Annotated in this window: 14 protein-coding genes; 7 read left to right on the forward strand and 7 right to left on the reverse strand. The window is 56.4% G+C overall.

Features of this window, described 5'->3' with window-relative positions; all coding sequences use genetic code 11:
- Nucleotides 1-44: 44 nt before the first annotated feature.
- Nucleotides 45-854 (reverse strand): Uma2 family endonuclease, encoded by an 810-nt coding sequence (locus tag JTM80_RS03200; RefSeq protein ID WP_205370578.1) that lies wholly within the window; start codon nt 852-854, stop codon nt 45-47.
- Nucleotides 855-1162: 308 nt separating this feature from the next.
- Between JTM80_RS03200 and JTM80_RS03205 the strand changes: the two genes are divergently transcribed.
- From JTM80_RS03205 to JTM80_RS03230, 6 genes are all read left to right on the forward strand, one after another.
- The gene (locus JTM80_RS03205; RefSeq protein ID WP_172354133.1) at nt 1163-1612 is read left to right on the forward strand and encodes an NfeD family protein; all 450 of its coding nucleotides are present in this window, start codon (nt 1163-1165) and stop codon (nt 1610-1612) included.
- A 154-nt stretch (nt 1613-1766) separates the two neighbouring features.
- Nucleotides 1767-2951: a GNAT family N-acetyltransferase gene (locus tag JTM80_RS03210; protein ID WP_172354134.1), complete on the forward strand. Its 1185-nt coding sequence runs from the start codon at nt 1767-1769 to the stop codon at nt 2949-2951.
- Nucleotides 2952-3044: 93 nt separating this feature from the next.
- Nucleotides 3045-3476 carry a Holliday junction resolvase RuvX gene (gene ruvX, locus JTM80_RS03215; RefSeq protein ID WP_172354135.1) on the forward strand — a complete coding sequence of 144 codons (432 nt, stop codon included), beginning with the start codon at nt 3045-3047 and terminating at the stop codon, nt 3474-3476.
- Between the two features lie 214 nt (nt 3477-3690).
- The gene (locus JTM80_RS03220) at nt 3691-4287 is read left to right on the forward strand and encodes a DUF3727 domain-containing protein (protein ID WP_172354136.1); all 597 of its coding nucleotides are present in this window, start codon (nt 3691-3693) and stop codon (nt 4285-4287) included.
- Between the two features lie 322 nt (nt 4288-4609).
- Nucleotides 4610-5689 (forward strand): endolytic transglycosylase MltG, encoded by a 1080-nt coding sequence (mltG, locus tag JTM80_RS03225; protein ID WP_172354137.1) that lies wholly within the window; start codon nt 4610-4612, stop codon nt 5687-5689.
- A gap of 257 nt (nt 5690-5946) precedes the next feature.
- Entirely contained in the window at nt 5947-6468 is a 522-nt protein-coding gene (locus JTM80_RS03230; RefSeq protein WP_172354138.1) for a YqeG family HAD IIIA-type phosphatase, read from the forward strand.
- A gap of 413 nt (nt 6469-6881) precedes the next feature.
- Here JTM80_RS03230 and JTM80_RS03235 read toward each other — a convergent pair whose 3' ends face one another.
- The 5 genes from JTM80_RS03235 to JTM80_RS03255 all read right to left on the reverse strand — a co-directional run bounded on the left by JTM80_RS03235 (nt 6882) and on the right by JTM80_RS03255 (nt 11779).
- Nucleotides 6882-7199, reverse strand: coding sequence for an NIL domain-containing protein (locus JTM80_RS03235; RefSeq protein ID WP_172354139.1), 318 nt, complete (start codon nt 7197-7199; stop codon nt 6882-6884).
- Nucleotides 7200-7291: 92 nt separating this feature from the next.
- Nucleotides 7292-8173, reverse strand: a complete 882-nt coding sequence (gene cysW / locus JTM80_RS03240; protein ID WP_172354140.1) for a sulfate ABC transporter permease subunit CysW — start codon at nt 8171-8173, stop codon at nt 7292-7294.
- A complete protein-coding gene (cysT, locus tag JTM80_RS03245; RefSeq protein WP_205370579.1) occupies nt 8163-9023 on the reverse strand; it encodes a sulfate ABC transporter permease subunit CysT in 861 nt (286 codons plus the stop codon). Before cysT ends, cysW begins: the two co-directional genes overlap by 11 nt.
- Before the next feature lie 181 nt (nt 9024-9204).
- On the reverse strand, nt 9205-10296 hold the full coding sequence (locus JTM80_RS03250; protein ID WP_172354142.1) for a sulfate ABC transporter substrate-binding protein: 1092 nt from the start codon (nt 10294-10296) through the stop codon (nt 9205-9207).
- A gap of 301 nt (nt 10297-10597) precedes the next feature.
- Complete coding sequence (locus JTM80_RS03255) at nt 10598-11779, reverse strand: GTP-binding protein (RefSeq protein WP_228721711.1); 1182 nt, start codon at nt 11777-11779, stop codon at nt 10598-10600.
- Nucleotides 11780-12066: 287 nt separating this feature from the next.
- Here JTM80_RS03255 and JTM80_RS03260 point away from each other — a divergent pair, with 287 nt between their 5' ends.
- Nucleotides 12067-13089, forward strand: a complete 1023-nt coding sequence (locus JTM80_RS03260) for an AI-2E family transporter (protein ID WP_172358797.1) — start codon at nt 12067-12069, stop codon at nt 13087-13089.
- A gap of 14 nt (nt 13090-13103) precedes the next feature.
- Here JTM80_RS03260 and JTM80_RS03265 read toward each other — a convergent pair whose 3' ends face one another.
- Nucleotides 13104-14918, reverse strand: coding sequence for an aspartate kinase (locus JTM80_RS03265; protein ID WP_172354143.1), 1815 nt, complete (start codon nt 14916-14918; stop codon nt 13104-13106).
- Between the last annotated feature and the right edge of the window lie 288 nt (nt 14919-15206).

A 15206-nucleotide genomic window follows, 5' to 3' on the forward strand; every position in this document is an offset into this window, starting at 1 on the left:
CACCACACAGCTCTTGGTCCTCCCAGGAAGAGGACTTCGAGCGGTCAAACCTCATCTGGGTCAACGCCCATAGCCCGCAGTCGCTCCGCCAGTCTGTCTGCCCGCTGGCGTTCGGCTTCTGCCCGCTGGCGTTCGGCTTCTGCCCGCTGGCGTTCGGCTTCTGCCCGCTGGCGTTCGGCGTTTTGTCCCTCTGCTCCAGTCCAAATCACTTGCCCTTGAGCATCGCACCAGCGCAACCACAGTCCGCTTACTCCTTCAAATTCGCCCTCCCAGAGCGTCAACCCCAACCCCACCGCTTCTAACCAGATGGGCGGCTGCAAGAGGTGATATCGTCCCTCCCTCAAAGCCCAAGCTTGCAGCAGCGATCCATCCATCTCTTCTGGAGCCTGAAGCTGTTCCAGAGGATCAAACACAGCGTAGTAGGGCACCCCAATGCGGGCATAGAGGTCTTTCTTGCTCAGGGTTTTGCCCTTTTGCTGAGATTTACGGCTCAGCGCTAGCTCATCTCCTTCTCGGTTGGAGACAATTTCAATGCACACATCCGGCACTTTGCCAAACTCCCAGACAAAGTAGGAGCGGTTTTGCTTCTGGCTCCAATCTGTTGGCATTTCCAGCCCCAAGCTCAGCATCGCATCGGGAACAATCGGATCTTGCTTGAGGGCATAGAACACCCCCACATTGGCGGCGGCAATAAATGGGATTCCTGGTGACCAGGAGCTATACAGCGGTTCCACCAGGAGTCGTTGCTGTTTTTCGGATTGAAAATTGTCCACTGGTGTGTCGTCCTCGGTAACCAGATGGCTGATGTCCAGTTCCGTCACGATTGCGTCGTCGCTGAGCAGGTTGTGTGCCATAGGGATGATCCAACCCGATACTGCAATACCGTTTATTCTAGTCAAGCGAGTCTGGTCAAGCGAGTCTAGTCAAGTGAGTCGGAACTTCCTTCTGCTCACGTCCTTGAGCGACTGCTGATTCCTGGCAGTTTGCTAAACCCCGCTTTACCGGCGATCGCCCAGACTGAGATCGCACATTGAAGCCTTTCGCCGGGGCTGCCTGTAATTGGCGATCGCCAGCGTGTAGTCTTGAAACATAGCGGCTGGCCTGCTCCCAAATCCTCCTCCTTTCCCGGTCTGCCGTCTTCCATGCGCGGGAGCTTTCTACCATGATGCAGTCCGTCTTCAATCAGCCTGCCTACCTGCTTTGGCTGGTGGGAGGAATGTGTTGCCTTTTTTTGAATTTGCTGGTGTTTGAGCCAACCATCACAGCGCTGGGCATTGCGGCCATTATTACCTCAATCGCCGCCCTCAGCCTGCCCAGCGTCGGCCTTCAGATGATGCTGTGGGGCATTTTGTCGGTGGCGCTGGCGATTGTCATGCGCGGGCTAGTGCCCCAATCGTCCAAAGATCTGGCGGCTCCGAGCGAGGCACAGGTTTCTGTGACGATTCCACGCGGCGGGGTTGGGGAGGTGACCTATGAAGGCACGATTTGGTCAGCCCGCAGCCAGGTTTCGGACGTGGCGATCGCCGTTGGGCAGACGGTTCACGTCGTCGGTCGCCAGGGGAACACGCTAATCGTTCTCCCCGCAGGGTTTGTGCAAGATCGCCCAGTTTGAGGATTCGCCCAGTTTGAGGATTCATTGAGTATTAATTTGAATATTTGGGCGAACTCCCCCATCGTCCCACCGCCCCAATTCCCTGTCACCGCAAACCCTCCCCTAACCCGTGATTCGGATATAGCATAGAGTCAGTGCAATTATTCAAACCCTGATGGCCTCATCTCCTGCGGAAACTCCTGAGTTGCAAATTCGACCGCTGCTTCGCCGCGACCTGGAAGTCGTGGAGCGGTTGATGCTGGATGCACTAGAAACGGACACTGAGAGCAACCGTCTGGAGGTGACGCAGCGAGTGCAGCAGCTCCGACGCTGGTACGGGCTGCTCAAGGGGTTGAGTTTGTTCCCCAATCCGCTGCAACATCTGCTTTCAACCTACGTTGCTGAGCAAGACGATCAGGTGCGCGGGGTGATTCAGGTTTCACCGTTCAACCGCACACGCAGCACTTGGCGGATTGAGCAAATTGCGGTCGGGCAATATTCTCCCGGCGAATTCAGACAAACCTCGCTGATGGACGTGGGTTCCCAACTCCTGCGCTACTGCCTGCAAGCCATTTGGGAAGCCCGTACCTGGCTGATTGAAGTGGATGTCAACGACAACTCAGTGATTGGGCTATGTCGCAAAACAGGCTTTCAACCGCTGGCGCAGATGACCTACTGGGCGATCGCCCCTGATCTGTGGCAAGCCCTAGCCGAGCGACAGCCCGATTTGCCCAACCTGCTGCCTGTGGGCAACGCCGACGCAGGGCTGCTGTGCCAACTGGACACGGCCTCGATGCCGCCCCACGTCCGTCAAGTGTTCGATCGCCACATCACCGATTTCAAGACTGGTCTGCTGGGCAGCGTCACGGACGGGGTGGGAAGTTGGCTAACTCCGGTGCAGGTGGTTAGCGGCTACGTGTTCGAGCCGCAGCGCAAAGCAGCGATTGGCTATTTTCGGCTGCAACTTTGTAAAGACGGCAGCCACCCCCACGAAGCCAAGCTAACGGTTCACCCGGCCTACACTTGGCTCTATCCAGAGCTATTTTGCCAGATGGCGCAGGTGGTGCGGGGCTATCCGGAGCAGGCGCTCATTGTTGATTCGGCCGACTATCAGCCGGAGCGGGAAGACTTTTTGCAACAACTGGGTGCAGAGCAAACCCACCATACGCTGATGATGTCGCGCTCGGTGTGGCACAAGCTGCGGGAAGCCAAGCCGCTAGAGGGGCTGCAACTAACCGACGTGCTGCAAAATCTCCAGCCCGTGCGAAAGCCAGTGCCCAGTCGCTTCTCGCTGGAGTCGGGCAACGGCAACGGTAAGTCCGACACCAAGCCGCCGGGGCTGTCTAAAGATTCCAACTAAAGCTCCCAACTGAATCTCAACCAAGATTCGCACTGAATCTCAACCAGATCTCAACTAGCTCTCAACTCACTGATCTCAACTAAGTTTTACAGCATGACGCGGATCTCGGCGCTGGGGCTGGATGTGGGCAGGAAGCGCATCGGCGTAGCGGGCTGCGACGGCACGGGGCTGATTGCCACGGGTCTAGAGACGATCGAGCGGCGATCCTTTGCCGAAGATGTGGCGCGGCTGCGGAAGCTGGTCGAGGCGCGGCGGGCAACGGTGCTGGTGGTGGGAATGCCCTACAAGCTGGATGGCGAAGTGGGGGCGCAGGCGCGGCAGGTGCAGCGGTTTGCTGAGCGGCTGGGAGCGGCGCTGAATCTACCTGTGGAATATGTAGACGAGCGATTGACCTCCTATGCCGCTGAGGAATTAATCCATGCGGAGGGGCGATCGCCCTCCCACAACAAGGCGCTGATCGACCGCAAAGCCGCCGCCATTATCTTGCAACAGTGGCTAGACGGGCGATCGCCCACTCAGACCTAGCCTGCGACCCGATCCGAGGGGCTACAAATCCAAGACTCAGAATCCAAAATCCAAAACCCAAAACCCAAAATCCAAAGCTGCTCCTGTTTTCTATCCGCCGAAGAGTCCACCAGAATCCACCTTTTCATCAATTGCGGCGCAGCGATGCGGTAAAGTTTTCAGTAGCAATGCGCTTGTGAACTCTTGCTGGAGAAGTTTTTTTAAGGATATTGGCATGGCAAAGGTCGGGAAAAATAATGATGACTTTGAGACAAACCAGGGCGATTTGGAAGAGGAGTTGCCTACCGTCAGCCTGACAGACGAGGCCGGGCGATCGCTCGTTTGTTATGTGGAGCATTCGGTTGAAGTAGACGGACAAGCCTACCTGCTGCTGCTGCCAGTCGATTCGCCGATTGAAATCTTTGCCTGGGAAGACGACGAAGACGAAGATGCAGAGACGCTTGTTGACCTGGCCGATACTCAGATTGAAGAGATTTTTGAAACCGCTCGGGCTGTGCTAGCAGAACAAGATTTGACCCTCAAGCGCACGGCCTATACGCTGACGGCGGTGGGCGACCTGCCCGATGTTTCCGAAGAAGACGTAATCACGATTGACGTGGGCGAAGAAGGCGGCCTGGTGGATTCTGAGCAGTTTCAGCGGCTGACCTCCTTCTATCACGAAGAGCAGGAATACGACGTTTGCACGCCCCTTGATCCGCTCATGTTCTTTGCCCGCGTCAACGCTAGCGGTGAACCTGAATTGCTCTCTCCAGAAGAGTTTCAGGCAATCCGCCCGCAGCTAGAGGAGCAGTTGTTTGACTCGTTTGAGTAATTTGGGGTGCGTAATCCTTGGATGAGTTCTTTGTTCTTTGGAGAGGCGTTAGCTGATTTGGTGAACTGATTTGGTTAATCCGTTAACGTGTGCGATCGCCCCACAAAAAGCCTAGCGGTGGAACCCGCCGGCCGTCTTATCAGTCAGCTCGTTATCAGTTCGTTAATCGATCGGGAGGCGGATCGTAGGGCTGCCGCCGTTAGACTCGTAGACTCTCGCTAGACTAGGGTTTAGACTGCGTTCCGGTGCTTAATGTAGAAACCCGCAGGGCGATCGCCCCAACACTCTGGGTTCAGCAGCTCTGGGTTTGGAGAAAACAACAATGTCGGTCAAACAATTTTCTGGATGGTCTAAGGGGGTAATCCTGCTGGCGCTGGTGCTGGTGGCGCTGCTGCTGGGCGGCTGGCAGGGCTGGCGCTGGTGGCTGGGGGCGATCGCCCCGGCAACTCAGGCGACCCATAGTGGCAACCCTCCAGAAGACGCAGCCGTGCAGGTCGAAATTCCCGAAGGCAGCACCGCCCAGCAAATTGGCGAAACCCTAAAAGACAAAGGCATCATCCGTTCAACTGAGGCATGGAACCTGTGGACGCGCTGGCAAACGTTGCAAAACCGGCCGGGTAGCTTTCAAGCAGGAACCTACGCCCTCTCGCCCGCTGAGCCGTTGCCCGCGATTGCCGATCAGATCTGGCGGGGCGAAGTCGTGCAAAACAGCTTCACCATTCCCGAAGGCTGGACGATTCGCCAAATGGCGGAGTATTTCGAGGAGCAGGGCTACTTCCCCGCTGAGGAATTCATGGCCGCCACACAAGACATCCCACGCGATCGCTTTCCGTGGCTACCCGAAAATCTGCCCATGCTGGAGGGCTTTCTGTTTCCCGATACCTACCAGTTTGCGGGAGAGCTTACGCCTGAGTTGGCAATTGACCAAATGCTTCGCCGATTTGAGCAAGTCGCCCTGCCGATTTATGACGAAGGGCGATCGCCCTATAGCTTCATGGAATGGGTGACGCTGGCTAGCATTGTTGAAAAAGAAGCCGTCGTCCAGGACGAGCGTCCCACCATCGCCAGCGTGTTTGCGCGGCGGCTGCGCGAGGGTATTCCTCTGGCTGCGGACCCCACGGTAGAATATGGGCTGGGCATCCGGCAAACCGTTGAGCAGCCGCTGACCTACGCCCAGGTGCGCCAGCCCTCGCCCTACAACACCTACATCAACCCTGGCCTCACGCCAACGCCCATCGCCGCACCGGGTTTGGCCAGTCTGGAAGCCTCGCTGAATCCTGGCGATACGGAATATCTGTTTTTCATGGCGCGATACGACGGTACGCATATCTTTAGCCGGACGCTCGCCGAACACGAAGCCGCCAAGCGAGCAGTCGATGCGGAACTAACTCGGCAAAACTAACTTGGCAAAACTAATTCGGCAAAACTAACTCGGAAAAACTAAAGTTCCAACGTCACGGAAAATCATCCAACGGCACCAGATCTACCAGGTAGAATTTAGGCTGGGTTGTTAGCCAAGCAATCGCAATATCAATTCTCCTGAGCGGAGCGACGAGTGAAACTGCTAGAAGCTTTGCAACTGCTTGACTAGCCATCCCAAATCGCGAATCCAAAATTGAGAATCGGTATCGCGCCCCAATTCGCCCTTACGCAAAAACAATGTCCTGGGGAAAACTCTTACAACCTGACCTGGTGTTGGGCAGCAGCATCTTGGCGCTGACCCCAGCGTTATTGCAGCAATACAACCTGCGGGGGCTAGTGCTGGATGTGGACGAAACGCTGGTGCCGATTCGGGTGGCTCAAACCTCTGGAGAACTGCGCGAGTGGGTGGCGCAACTGCGTCCCACAACTGCGATCTGGCTGGTGAGCAACAATATCAGCAAATCGCGCATCAGCAGCATTGCCAACTCGCTTGATCTGCCCTACTTGCTGGGCGCAGGCAAACCCTCGCGGCGCAAACTGCGGCAGGCCGTGGAGGCAATGGGCATTCCAATTGAACAGGTGGCGATGGTGGGCGATCGCCTGTTTACCGATGTGCTAGCGGGCAATCGCCTGGGCATGTTCACCATCCTAGTGGAGCCAATGGCAGACCCCGCCGTAGAGATACGCCGCAGCCCCGTTCGCAACTTTGAAGTGTGGGTGTCGCAGGCCTTGGGGGCATCGCTCACGCCCCGGCAGTAGAACGGCGGTGTGGATTTTGGATTGGTGATTTTGGATTGCCGCCCCCTGGATTGACGATTTTGGATTGGCAAATCTAGCAGGCGGCAAATTTATTGCGAAATGTTGCGCTGTCGGGGTGATAGTGTTACATTACTTTACAGAGATTTCTGCAAAGCGATCGCACTGACGACTTCGGCTGTTCATTCAGGCAGTCTGCCAGTGACTTCGTTCTCCTAGCATCACATCTCTTTCCAACACAGCGAACCCGGCCAGCCTGCTTTAGGGCTGGCTATTTTTTGTTTTTTATGCACGTTTGACGGCTTATGTAGCAATTGTCGATGCTGCCAGTGCGATCGCCAGCAGCCCTGCAAACGCTCATCTGGCCAAAAATCGTAAATCCAAAGAAAACCCAAAATCGGCAATCCAAAATCGGATCACCAACCGTCAGGGCGATCGCCCCCCTGCCAGATTTCCAAATCTAGATCGTTCAGGTCGATCAGGGCGCTTTGAATGTTCTGGGCGGGGCCGCGCAGCTCTAGGTCAAACCAGCCGTCATCGCGGGCATTTGCCCCCAGCAGCGCCGCCAAAATATTCACCGTCAGCCCGTGCTTGGAAACTAGCCGGGAAATGACGGGTTCTTCATGATATTGCTTGGGAATGCGGACGCGGATGCGGGTCTGGGTGGGGCGATCGCCTCCGTCGGCAAGGCTATCCCCATCAAAATGGGCGATCGAGGTCGTGGGTACAGTCATGGCTAAATCTCCTATAGTTCGATGAGGTCTGACGAGCAGCGGATTCAAAACCACAGAGCGAGACTGTTCAGCGCTATTCGGCAGCACAGGTGCTACTCCTCAACGTCTTTAATGCGCGTCTTGCGCTCCACAATTTCCTTTAACACCAGCGTGATCACGGCCAAAAACGCCAGCAAGACGGCTGCGGAATAGGCTTCAGGCGTTTTGTACTGCTTATAGGCCTCTTCCACATAGAGCGGCAGGGTTTGGGTTTTGCCGATGATATTCCCCGACACCACCGACACCGCGCCAAACTCGCCCATCGCCCGCGCATTGGTGAGGATCAAGCCATACAGCAAGCCCCAGCGGATATTAGGCAGCGTTACCCGCCAAAAGGTCTGCCAGTTGCTTGCGCCCAGGGTTTTCGCTGCCTCTTCCTGATCGGTGCCCGCTTCCTCCAGCACCGGAATCACCTCCCGCGCCACAAACGGCATCGTTACAAACATCGTCGCCAGCACCATCCCCGGCACGGCGAAGATAATCCGCAGATCGTTGGCTTGCAGCCACGGGCCAAACCAGCCGTTTCGCCCATACAGCAGCACAATCATCAGACCCGCCACCACAGGCGAGATGGCAAAGGGAATGTCGATGATGCTGAGCAGCAGCGTGCGGCCGGGAAACTGATGACGGGCGATCGCCCAGGCCGCGCAAAGTCCAAAAATTGTGTTGATGGGGAGGGCGATCGCCGCGATCAGCAGCGTCAGCTTCACCGCATTCAAAAACGGCTGCGACACTAGGTTGGAAAAGAACGGCCCCAGTCCATTGCGAAACGCCTGCACAAACACATTCAGCGCCGGAATAAACAAAATCAGCGTCAGATACAGCACCGCAATGCCGATCAGCACCCACTTCACCCACGCCCCCTGGCTGCGAGGGGCAACCCTGCGGCCCGATGAAGCGTCCGGCGTGTTAAACAGTTCCGCATCAGTCCGCATAGCGCCTCCCCCAGGCTTGCAGCAAATTGATCACCAGTAGCATCAGCAGTGAAATCAGCAGCAGCACCGTGCCAATCACCGTTGCTCCGGCATAGTCATACTGTTCTAGCCGCTGAAACACCAGCACGGGCGCAATCAAGTCCTGAAACGGCACGTTGCCCGCCACAATGACCGTGGAACCGTATTCGCCCACCGCCCGCGAAAAGCCCAGCGCCACCCCCGTCAGAATGGCCGGCAGCAGCGGCGGCAGCAGCACGCGCCAAAAGGTCTGCCAAGACGACGCGCCTAAACACCAGGCCGCCTCTTCGACTTCTTTTTCCATTTCTTGCAGCACGGGCTGGAGCGTCCGCACCACAAACGGCAGCGAGATGAACACCATCGCCACAAACACGCCCAGACGTGTAAAGGCAATTTTGATGCCGAAGGGTTCAAAGAAGGAGCCGATCCAGCCGTTATTGCTATAGACCGTGGCCAGCGTCAGACCTGCCACTGAGGTCGGCAGGGCAAAAGGCAAGTCCACTGCCGCATCAATCATTCGCTTACCGGGAAATTCATAGCGCACAAACACCCAGGCAATAAGCGTGCCAAAGACGCCGTTGAGCAGGGCGGCGGCCAGGGACGTGCCAAAGGTGACGCTGTAGGTGGAAAGGGCGATATCAGTGGTAGCAATGCGCCAAAACTCTGCCGGGCCGACCGTGCTGGCGCTGAGCAGCATGGCAGTCACGGGCAAAAACAGCATGAATGATAGATAAACCCACGTGACGCGCCAGGGCCAGGACAAATGGGTGAGGCGATACCAAAAAGAGCGATCGCCCTTAACGGGTCTAGGATTTGTAGGAGAGGCAGTCATGATACAGCGTTGATTTAAGAAAAGCCGGAGATCCCAGGGGCAAACAGACGGTCAGTGGCAATTACACGGCGGGAGCAGCTTAAGCCAGTCGCGCAGCAAATGAATGTAATTAACTTTGCTAAAAGTGCCTGTATCACTCGAAAGAATCTCCGGCGCATACAGGCACCTGACAACGCTACACCTATTTGCCCAGCTTGGCCTGAATCTGGTCAAACACTGCTCCATCCGCGAAGAACTTGGCCTGAATATCGTCCCAGCCGCCAAAATCAGCTACGGTAAATAGATTATCGACTTTGCCAAACTGGTCAGCAAACTTCTCTGCAACTGCTGGATCAGATGGACGGAACCCGACCTTGGCAAACTCTTCCTGCGCCTCAGGCGTAAACAAGAACTGCGTAAAGGCTTCTGCCACTTCCCGCGTGCCGCGCTTATCGACAATGGCGTCTACAACGGTAACGGGATTGTCAATCGAAATGTTGGTTGTAGGCACTACGTAAGGCAGTTCTTCTCCCTTAATCTTGGCCAGCAGCACTTCGTTTTCGTAGTTAATCAGCACATCACCCTGGCCTTGGTTGAAGAAGATGTCGGTCGATTCGCGAGCATCCTTCGCCAAAATCGGCGTGTTTTGGAAGAGCTTGGTGGTCAACTCCAGCGCTTGCTCATCCGTACCGCCGTTCTGCGTTACGGAACCCCACGCGCCGAGGAAATTCCAGCGGGCACCGCCAGAAGTTTTGGGGTTGGCAGTCACAATTTGAATGCCGTCTTTGGCCAAGTCGCTCCAGTCCTGGATGTTTTTGGGGTTGCCTTCACGAGTCACTAGCACTGCGACCGATTTGTGAACAATAGAGTCATTGGGCAGCTCTTTTTCCCAGCCTTCGTTGATCAGACCAGCTTCTTCAATTTTCTGGATGTCGAGGGCGAGAGCGAGGGCAACCACGTCTGCTTCCAGACCGTCAATCACGGCGCGAGCTTGGGTTCCAGAGCCAGCATAGCTTTGGTTAATTACGAGATCTTGCCCCTTTTCCGCTTTCCATTTGGCGACGAATTGAGGAATGATGTTTTCGTAGGCAGCCTGGGTAACGGCGTAGCTGACCAGCGTGATCTCAACTTTTGCAGGGGCGGCGGCGGCGGGGGTGCTTTCCCCTGCGGCGGGGCTGCTGGCGGTGTCTGTGCTGCTGGGGGTGCAAGCGGCGATCGCCATGCTGAGGCTAAGTCCTGTTGCGGCTAGGGCCAGAAGTTTCTTGGGCGATCGCAGTTTAAAGTTTGCAACCATTAGGTTCTCCTTAGAAGTAATGACGGTCTTGTGAAGGGATGAATAGCGCCTTGGCAATTAATCCACGGTTCATCGCTCGGGATACTGACTTATCCTTATGAAAAGTCATCATACAACAGAATCCAAGTTTTAATCTACGGTTTTCCAGTCAAGATACGAGGTTTTTCGGAAGCCTGGAAATCTAACGGAGGCTGCCTAAAAAACACAAAACCAGCAGTTGAATGGCCGTCTGGCCGCTGCTGGTTTCGCGCTGGATTCGTCGATTTTTTGATTGGGAAATGAGTTTGCTAGAAAGTTTGGCTTACTTGCCAAAGCCGCGGCCGCGAGCAACCGTCGGCAGGCAGACACAGGCTTTGATCTGCTCTAGCAGCGTTTCGCGATCCAGACCTTGCCCAATCAGCACGATCTGGTTTTTGGGTGTGCCTTTCCACTCGCTGTCGTCGAGGGTAAAGCGCTTGCCGCTGAGGTGGAAGATATGGCGCTTGGGGCTTTCGTCAAACCAGAGGATGCCCTTGGCGCGGAAGACGTTGGCGGGCATTTGGTTGTCGAGGAAATGTTGGAACCGCTTGATGGCGAAAGGGCGATCGCTCTGGAAAGACACCGAGGTAAATCCATCAACCTCCAGATGATTGGAATGGTGGTGATGATGGTCATGATCATGATCGTGGACACAGTGGCCGTGATCATGGTCGCAAGCGGAATGGTCGTGATCATGCCCGTGATCGGAATGCGCGTGATCATGATGATCGTGATGATGCGTGTGGTCATGCGCGTGATCATGACTGGAGGCGTGGGAATGCTCGTCATTCTCCGGCTTGAAATATTGGGACGACTCGAACAGGCCCACGCTAAGGATCAGCGGCAGCGGCACCTGCGAATTGGTCGTCCGGAGAATCCGTGCGCCTTCCTTGACATCACGAATTTTAATCTCTAGTGCGTCCAAATCGGCTTCGTCCACTAGATCACATTTGTTGAGCAAGATGATATCGCCGTAGGCAATTTGGTTATGGGCGGCATCGCTGTTGAACAGATCCAGGCTGTAGTTGGCCGCGTCTACCACGGTCACAATCGAGTCGAGGCGGGTCAGGTCGCGCAGTTCTGTTCCCAAAAAGGTGAGGGCGACGGGCAGCGGGTCAGCCAGTCCAGTGGTTTCCACGACTAGATAGTCTACTTTTTCGGGGCGTTCCAGGATTTTATAAACGGCTTCTAGCAGGTCGTTGTTAATCGTGCAGCAGATGCAGCCGTTGCTCAGTTCCACCATGCTGTCGTCACCGTCGGTGGCAACAATCAGCTCGTTGTCGATGCCAATTTCGCCAAATTCGTTGACCAGCACGGCGGTTTTTAGCCCCTGCTGATTGGTCAGAATGTGGTTCAGGAGGGTGGTTTTGCCGCTACCCAAAAAGCCCGTGATGATAGTGACTGGAAGACCCTGCTTGGTGTCGTCCATGTGGGCGATCGCTTGCGGCGTGTCAACAGTTTGCATAGCGTGATGGGGAGAGGGGGAACGAGGATGGGTCAGAAATGGAGAAATGTCGCTCGAAAAATGTCGCTCGAAAGGAATATCGCTCTAACCCTAGAGCCTGCCGTATGCTGCTAGATTGAGCAGGGTCTCAGCGAGAGACAATTTCCCGTCTCACATATTCCAATTGTGGAAGCTGTTGCGCGGTGTTTTAGGGCGCATTGCAAACTATATTATTGCCGATTTCTCCACAATTCGACTGCGCCATGGATAGGGAGGGTGGGACTGCCGTGAATCGGGACGATCAGCCAATGCAGACGCTGTGGTCGCAGTTGAACAATGCTAAGCTGCTGCGCTATTTGCTGCTGCTGTTGCTGGGTTGGGCGATCGCCCAGGTGCTTGCCTATTTTTCCTCGGTAATTGTCATCTTCACCTTTGCGGCAATCCTGGCATTTTTGCTTAGCTATCCCATGCGGTGGCTCCAGCGCTGGCTGCCTCGTCCAGCGGCAGCGGTGGCCGTGTTTTTGCTGAGTCTCTTGCTGCTGGCGGGGTTTGTGTTTACGATTGGCTCGGCCATGCTGTCGCAGGGGCAGGCGCTTCTGGCTCAGGCTCCCGGCATTGCGGCAGTGCTGCTGAACTCGTTGGAGCAGGTGGAAGAGTTTTTGCAGCGGTTCAATCTCCAGGCAGATTTTTCAGCCCTGGAGAATTTGCTGCAATCCCAAACAATCGAGGCAGCGAAAACGTCCCTCATTGGGCTGCAAGTGCTGCTGCAACGATTGCTGGATTTGTTGCTGATTGGCATTGTCAGCTTTTTTATGCTGCTGGATGGCGATCGCCTCTGGCGCTGGATTGTGTGTCGGTTTCCGGCCTCGCTCCAGCCCCGCCTGACGGATGCCGTGCAGCAAAACCTGCTGGGCTTTTTTTGGGGACGGTTTTTGCTGTCGCTGTTTTTTGCGCTGTCGTGTCTGGTGATTTTTCTGCTAGTGAATGCGCCCTATGCGCTGCTGCTGGCGGCGATCGCCGGCTTTTTTGACCTGATCCCCGGCATCGGCGCAACCCTGGGCATTAGCCTCATCTGCCTCATCCTTTTGCCCCAAGGCATCTGGCTCAGCCTGCTGATCCTAGTCTGCTGCGTGCTGCTGCAACAGGTGGAGGAAAATGTGCTGATGCCCAAAATCATGCAGGGGTCGATCAATATGAACCCGGTGGTGATGTTTCTGGCACTGCTGGTGGGGGTGCGAGTGGCGGGGCTGTTGGGGCTATTTCTGGCGATTCCGGTGGCGGGCGTGCTGATCAGCCTGTTCGACGTGGAGGCTCTGCGGGCCAAGCACTAGAGAACTCTGAACAACTAAGCAGGCACTTCCACGCGCTCTGTACCCGCCAGTCCGAAGGCCGCGTGAACGGCTTGCAGAGCGCGGATGCCATCTTCTTCTGGCACTACGCAGCTAATCTTGATCTCCGATGTGGCGATCATCTGGATGTTGATCTGCTCCTGAGCCAGTGCCTCAAACATGCGAGCCGCGATGCCGGGGCGGCCGACCATGCCCATACCAACGATGCTAACTTTGGCGATCGCCTGATTCACCACTATCTCCCCACAGCCCAAGTCGGGGGCGGCTGCTTCTAGGGCCGCTTTGGCTGCATCTACGTCGCCCTTCGCCACAGTAAAGGCGATATCCCGCGTCACCATGCCGTTGACCAGGCGGCAGCGCTGGGACTGAATGATCATATCTACGCTGATGTTGTGATCGGCCAGCAGGCGAAACAGACGAGCGGCCATGCCGGGGCGATCGGGCACATGGCGGATGGCAAGCTGGGCCTGGTTGCGGTCGAGGGCGGCCCCGCGCACGGGCGGCGCATCGGCATAGGCGAGGGATTTTTGGGCCTGGTTGACGGGCGAAGAGGTGACCTCGAAGGCGCTGCACAGGGCGGCCAGAGCGCGATCGCAGTCTTCGGCACGAATGGCGCAGCTCACCTGCACCTCGGAGGTGGAAATCATTTCAATATTCACACCCGCCGTCGCCAGCGTTTCAAACATCTGTGCTGCCACGCCGGGGCGACCGATCATGCCTGCGCCAGAGATGCTGACCTTGGCCATGTCCCGTTCCACCATCACTTCTGCTTCGCCGGAGGTGGGCGATGGGTCGTAGCGCAGGGCCGGGGCGATCGCCGCTGCAACGGCCTCTGCCCGATTTAGCGAGTTGCGGGTGACGGTGAAGGCAATGTCGTTGCTGTTGCCCTCGTGGATGGACTGGATAATCAAGTCTACATCCAGCGCTTGGGAGGCGATTTCGCCAAACAAACGAGCAGCAATGCCGGGGCGATCGGGCACGCGCAAGAGGGCGACCTTGGCCTGATCCGTGTCAAACTCGACCGCATCAACGGGATGGGCGATTTCTAACCCATCGAGCGATCGCGGCTGGGGCAGAGGCGACATCACGCGAGTACCCGGATCATCCGTCCAGCTAGAGCGCACCACCAGCATCACGCCGTAGTTGCGAGCAATCTCCACCGAGCGGGGATGCAGCACCTTTGCGCCCAGGCTGGCCAGTTCCAGCATTTCGTCGCTGGTGATTTCGTCCATTAACTGGGCATCGGGTACAAGCCGTGGGTCAGCAGTCAAAATCCCTGGCACGTCGGTATAAATTTCACAGGCATCGGCCCGCAGCGCTGCCGCTAGGGCCACGGCCGAAGTGTCGGAGCCGCCGCGCCCCAGCGTGGTGATTTCCAAATCTACCGAATCAGTGATGCCCTGAAAACCCGCTACGACGACGACCTCGCCCTTTTGCAAATGCCGCTCTAGGCGATCGGTTTCGATTCGCAAAATGCGGGCGCGGGAGTGAATCGACTCGGTAACGATGCCGACCTGTGCGCCTGTGAGGGAGATGGCAGGTTGGCCGAGTTCCTGAAGCGCCATGCTCAGGAGGGCGATGGATACTTGTTCACCTGTGGATAGCAGCATGTCCATTTCGCGGCGGTTGGGGTTGCTGGAGATTTCCGATGCCAGCTTGACCAGTCCGTCGGTGGTTTTGCCCATTGCAGACACCACTACTGCGACCGAGTTCCCCGCTTGGACAGTCTGCATGACGCGCTGGGCGACTGCCTGAATCCGCTCAACCGTGCCGACCGATGTCCCGCCGTATTTCTGAACAATTAACGCCATAGCCCTCGCTGCACCGCCCGCTTCGTGATCTCCGGCGCGGATGAAGCTGATCGTCCAGAAATCACAAATGGCGCAAAATCATTTACCCCATCAAGGTATCAGACCAGAGGGACAACGGGTAAGGGGAAACTGGGATTGAGGGGCGGGCTTGTTATCAAACTTTGGAATTTCTCTCAGGAATAGCGCTGGTTTTGCGGGGGTTCTGAGTTCCGAGCTAACAGCCTTGGGGGATTAGGCTGGTTTTGCGGGGTTCTGAGTTCCGAGCTAACAGCCTTGGGGGATTAGGCT

Origin of the sequence: Thermoleptolyngbya sp. PKUAC-SCTB121 (assembly GCF_016919485.1) — a bacterium.
Lineage (GTDB): Bacteria > Cyanobacteriota > Cyanobacteriia > Elainellales > Elainellaceae > Thermoleptolyngbya > Thermoleptolyngbya sichuanensis.

Bases quoted from the DNA above. Each gene is read 5' to 3' on its own strand.
- JTM80_RS03265 (WP_172354143.1), bottom strand. From the start codon at position 14,918: ATGGCGTTAATTGTTCAGAAATACGGCGGGACATCGGTCGGCACGGTT.
- cysT (WP_205370579.1), bottom strand. From the start codon at position 9,023: ATGACTGCCTCTCCTACAAATCCTAGACCCGTTAAGGGCGATCGCTCT.
- mltG (WP_172354137.1), top strand. From the start codon at position 4,610: ATGTCGGTCAAACAATTTTCTGGATGGTCTAAGGGGGTAATCCTGCTG.
- JTM80_RS03255 (WP_228721711.1), bottom strand. From the start codon at position 11,779: ATGCAAACTGTTGACACGCCGCAAGCGATCGCCCACATGGACGACACC.
- JTM80_RS03230 (WP_172354138.1), top strand. From the start codon at position 5,947: ATGTCCTGGGGAAAACTCTTACAACCTGACCTGGTGTTGGGCAGCAGC.
- JTM80_RS03210 (WP_172354134.1), top strand. From the start codon at position 1,767: ATGGCCTCATCTCCTGCGGAAACTCCTGAGTTGCAAATTCGACCGCTG.
- JTM80_RS03220 (WP_172354136.1), top strand. From the start codon at position 3,691: ATGGCAAAGGTCGGGAAAAATAATGATGACTTTGAGACAAACCAGGGC.
- cysW (WP_172354140.1), bottom strand. From the start codon at position 8,173: ATGCGGACTGATGCGGAACTGTTTAACACGCCGGACGCTTCATCGGGC.
- JTM80_RS03205 (WP_172354133.1), top strand. From the start codon at position 1,163: ATGATGCAGTCCGTCTTCAATCAGCCTGCCTACCTGCTTTGGCTGGTG.
- JTM80_RS03200 (WP_205370578.1), bottom strand. From the start codon at position 854: ATGGCACACAACCTGCTCAGCGACGACGCAATCGTGACGGAACTGGAC.
- JTM80_RS03235 (WP_172354139.1), bottom strand. From the start codon at position 7,199: ATGACTGTACCCACGACCTCGATCGCCCATTTTGATGGGGATAGCCTT.
- JTM80_RS03250 (WP_172354142.1), bottom strand. From the start codon at position 10,296: ATGGTTGCAAACTTTAAACTGCGATCGCCCAAGAAACTTCTGGCCCTA.
- ruvX (WP_172354135.1), top strand. From the start codon at position 3,045: ATGACGCGGATCTCGGCGCTGGGGCTGGATGTGGGCAGGAAGCGCATC.
- JTM80_RS03260 (WP_172358797.1), top strand. From the start codon at position 12,067: ATGCAGACGCTGTGGTCGCAGTTGAACAATGCTAAGCTGCTGCGCTAT.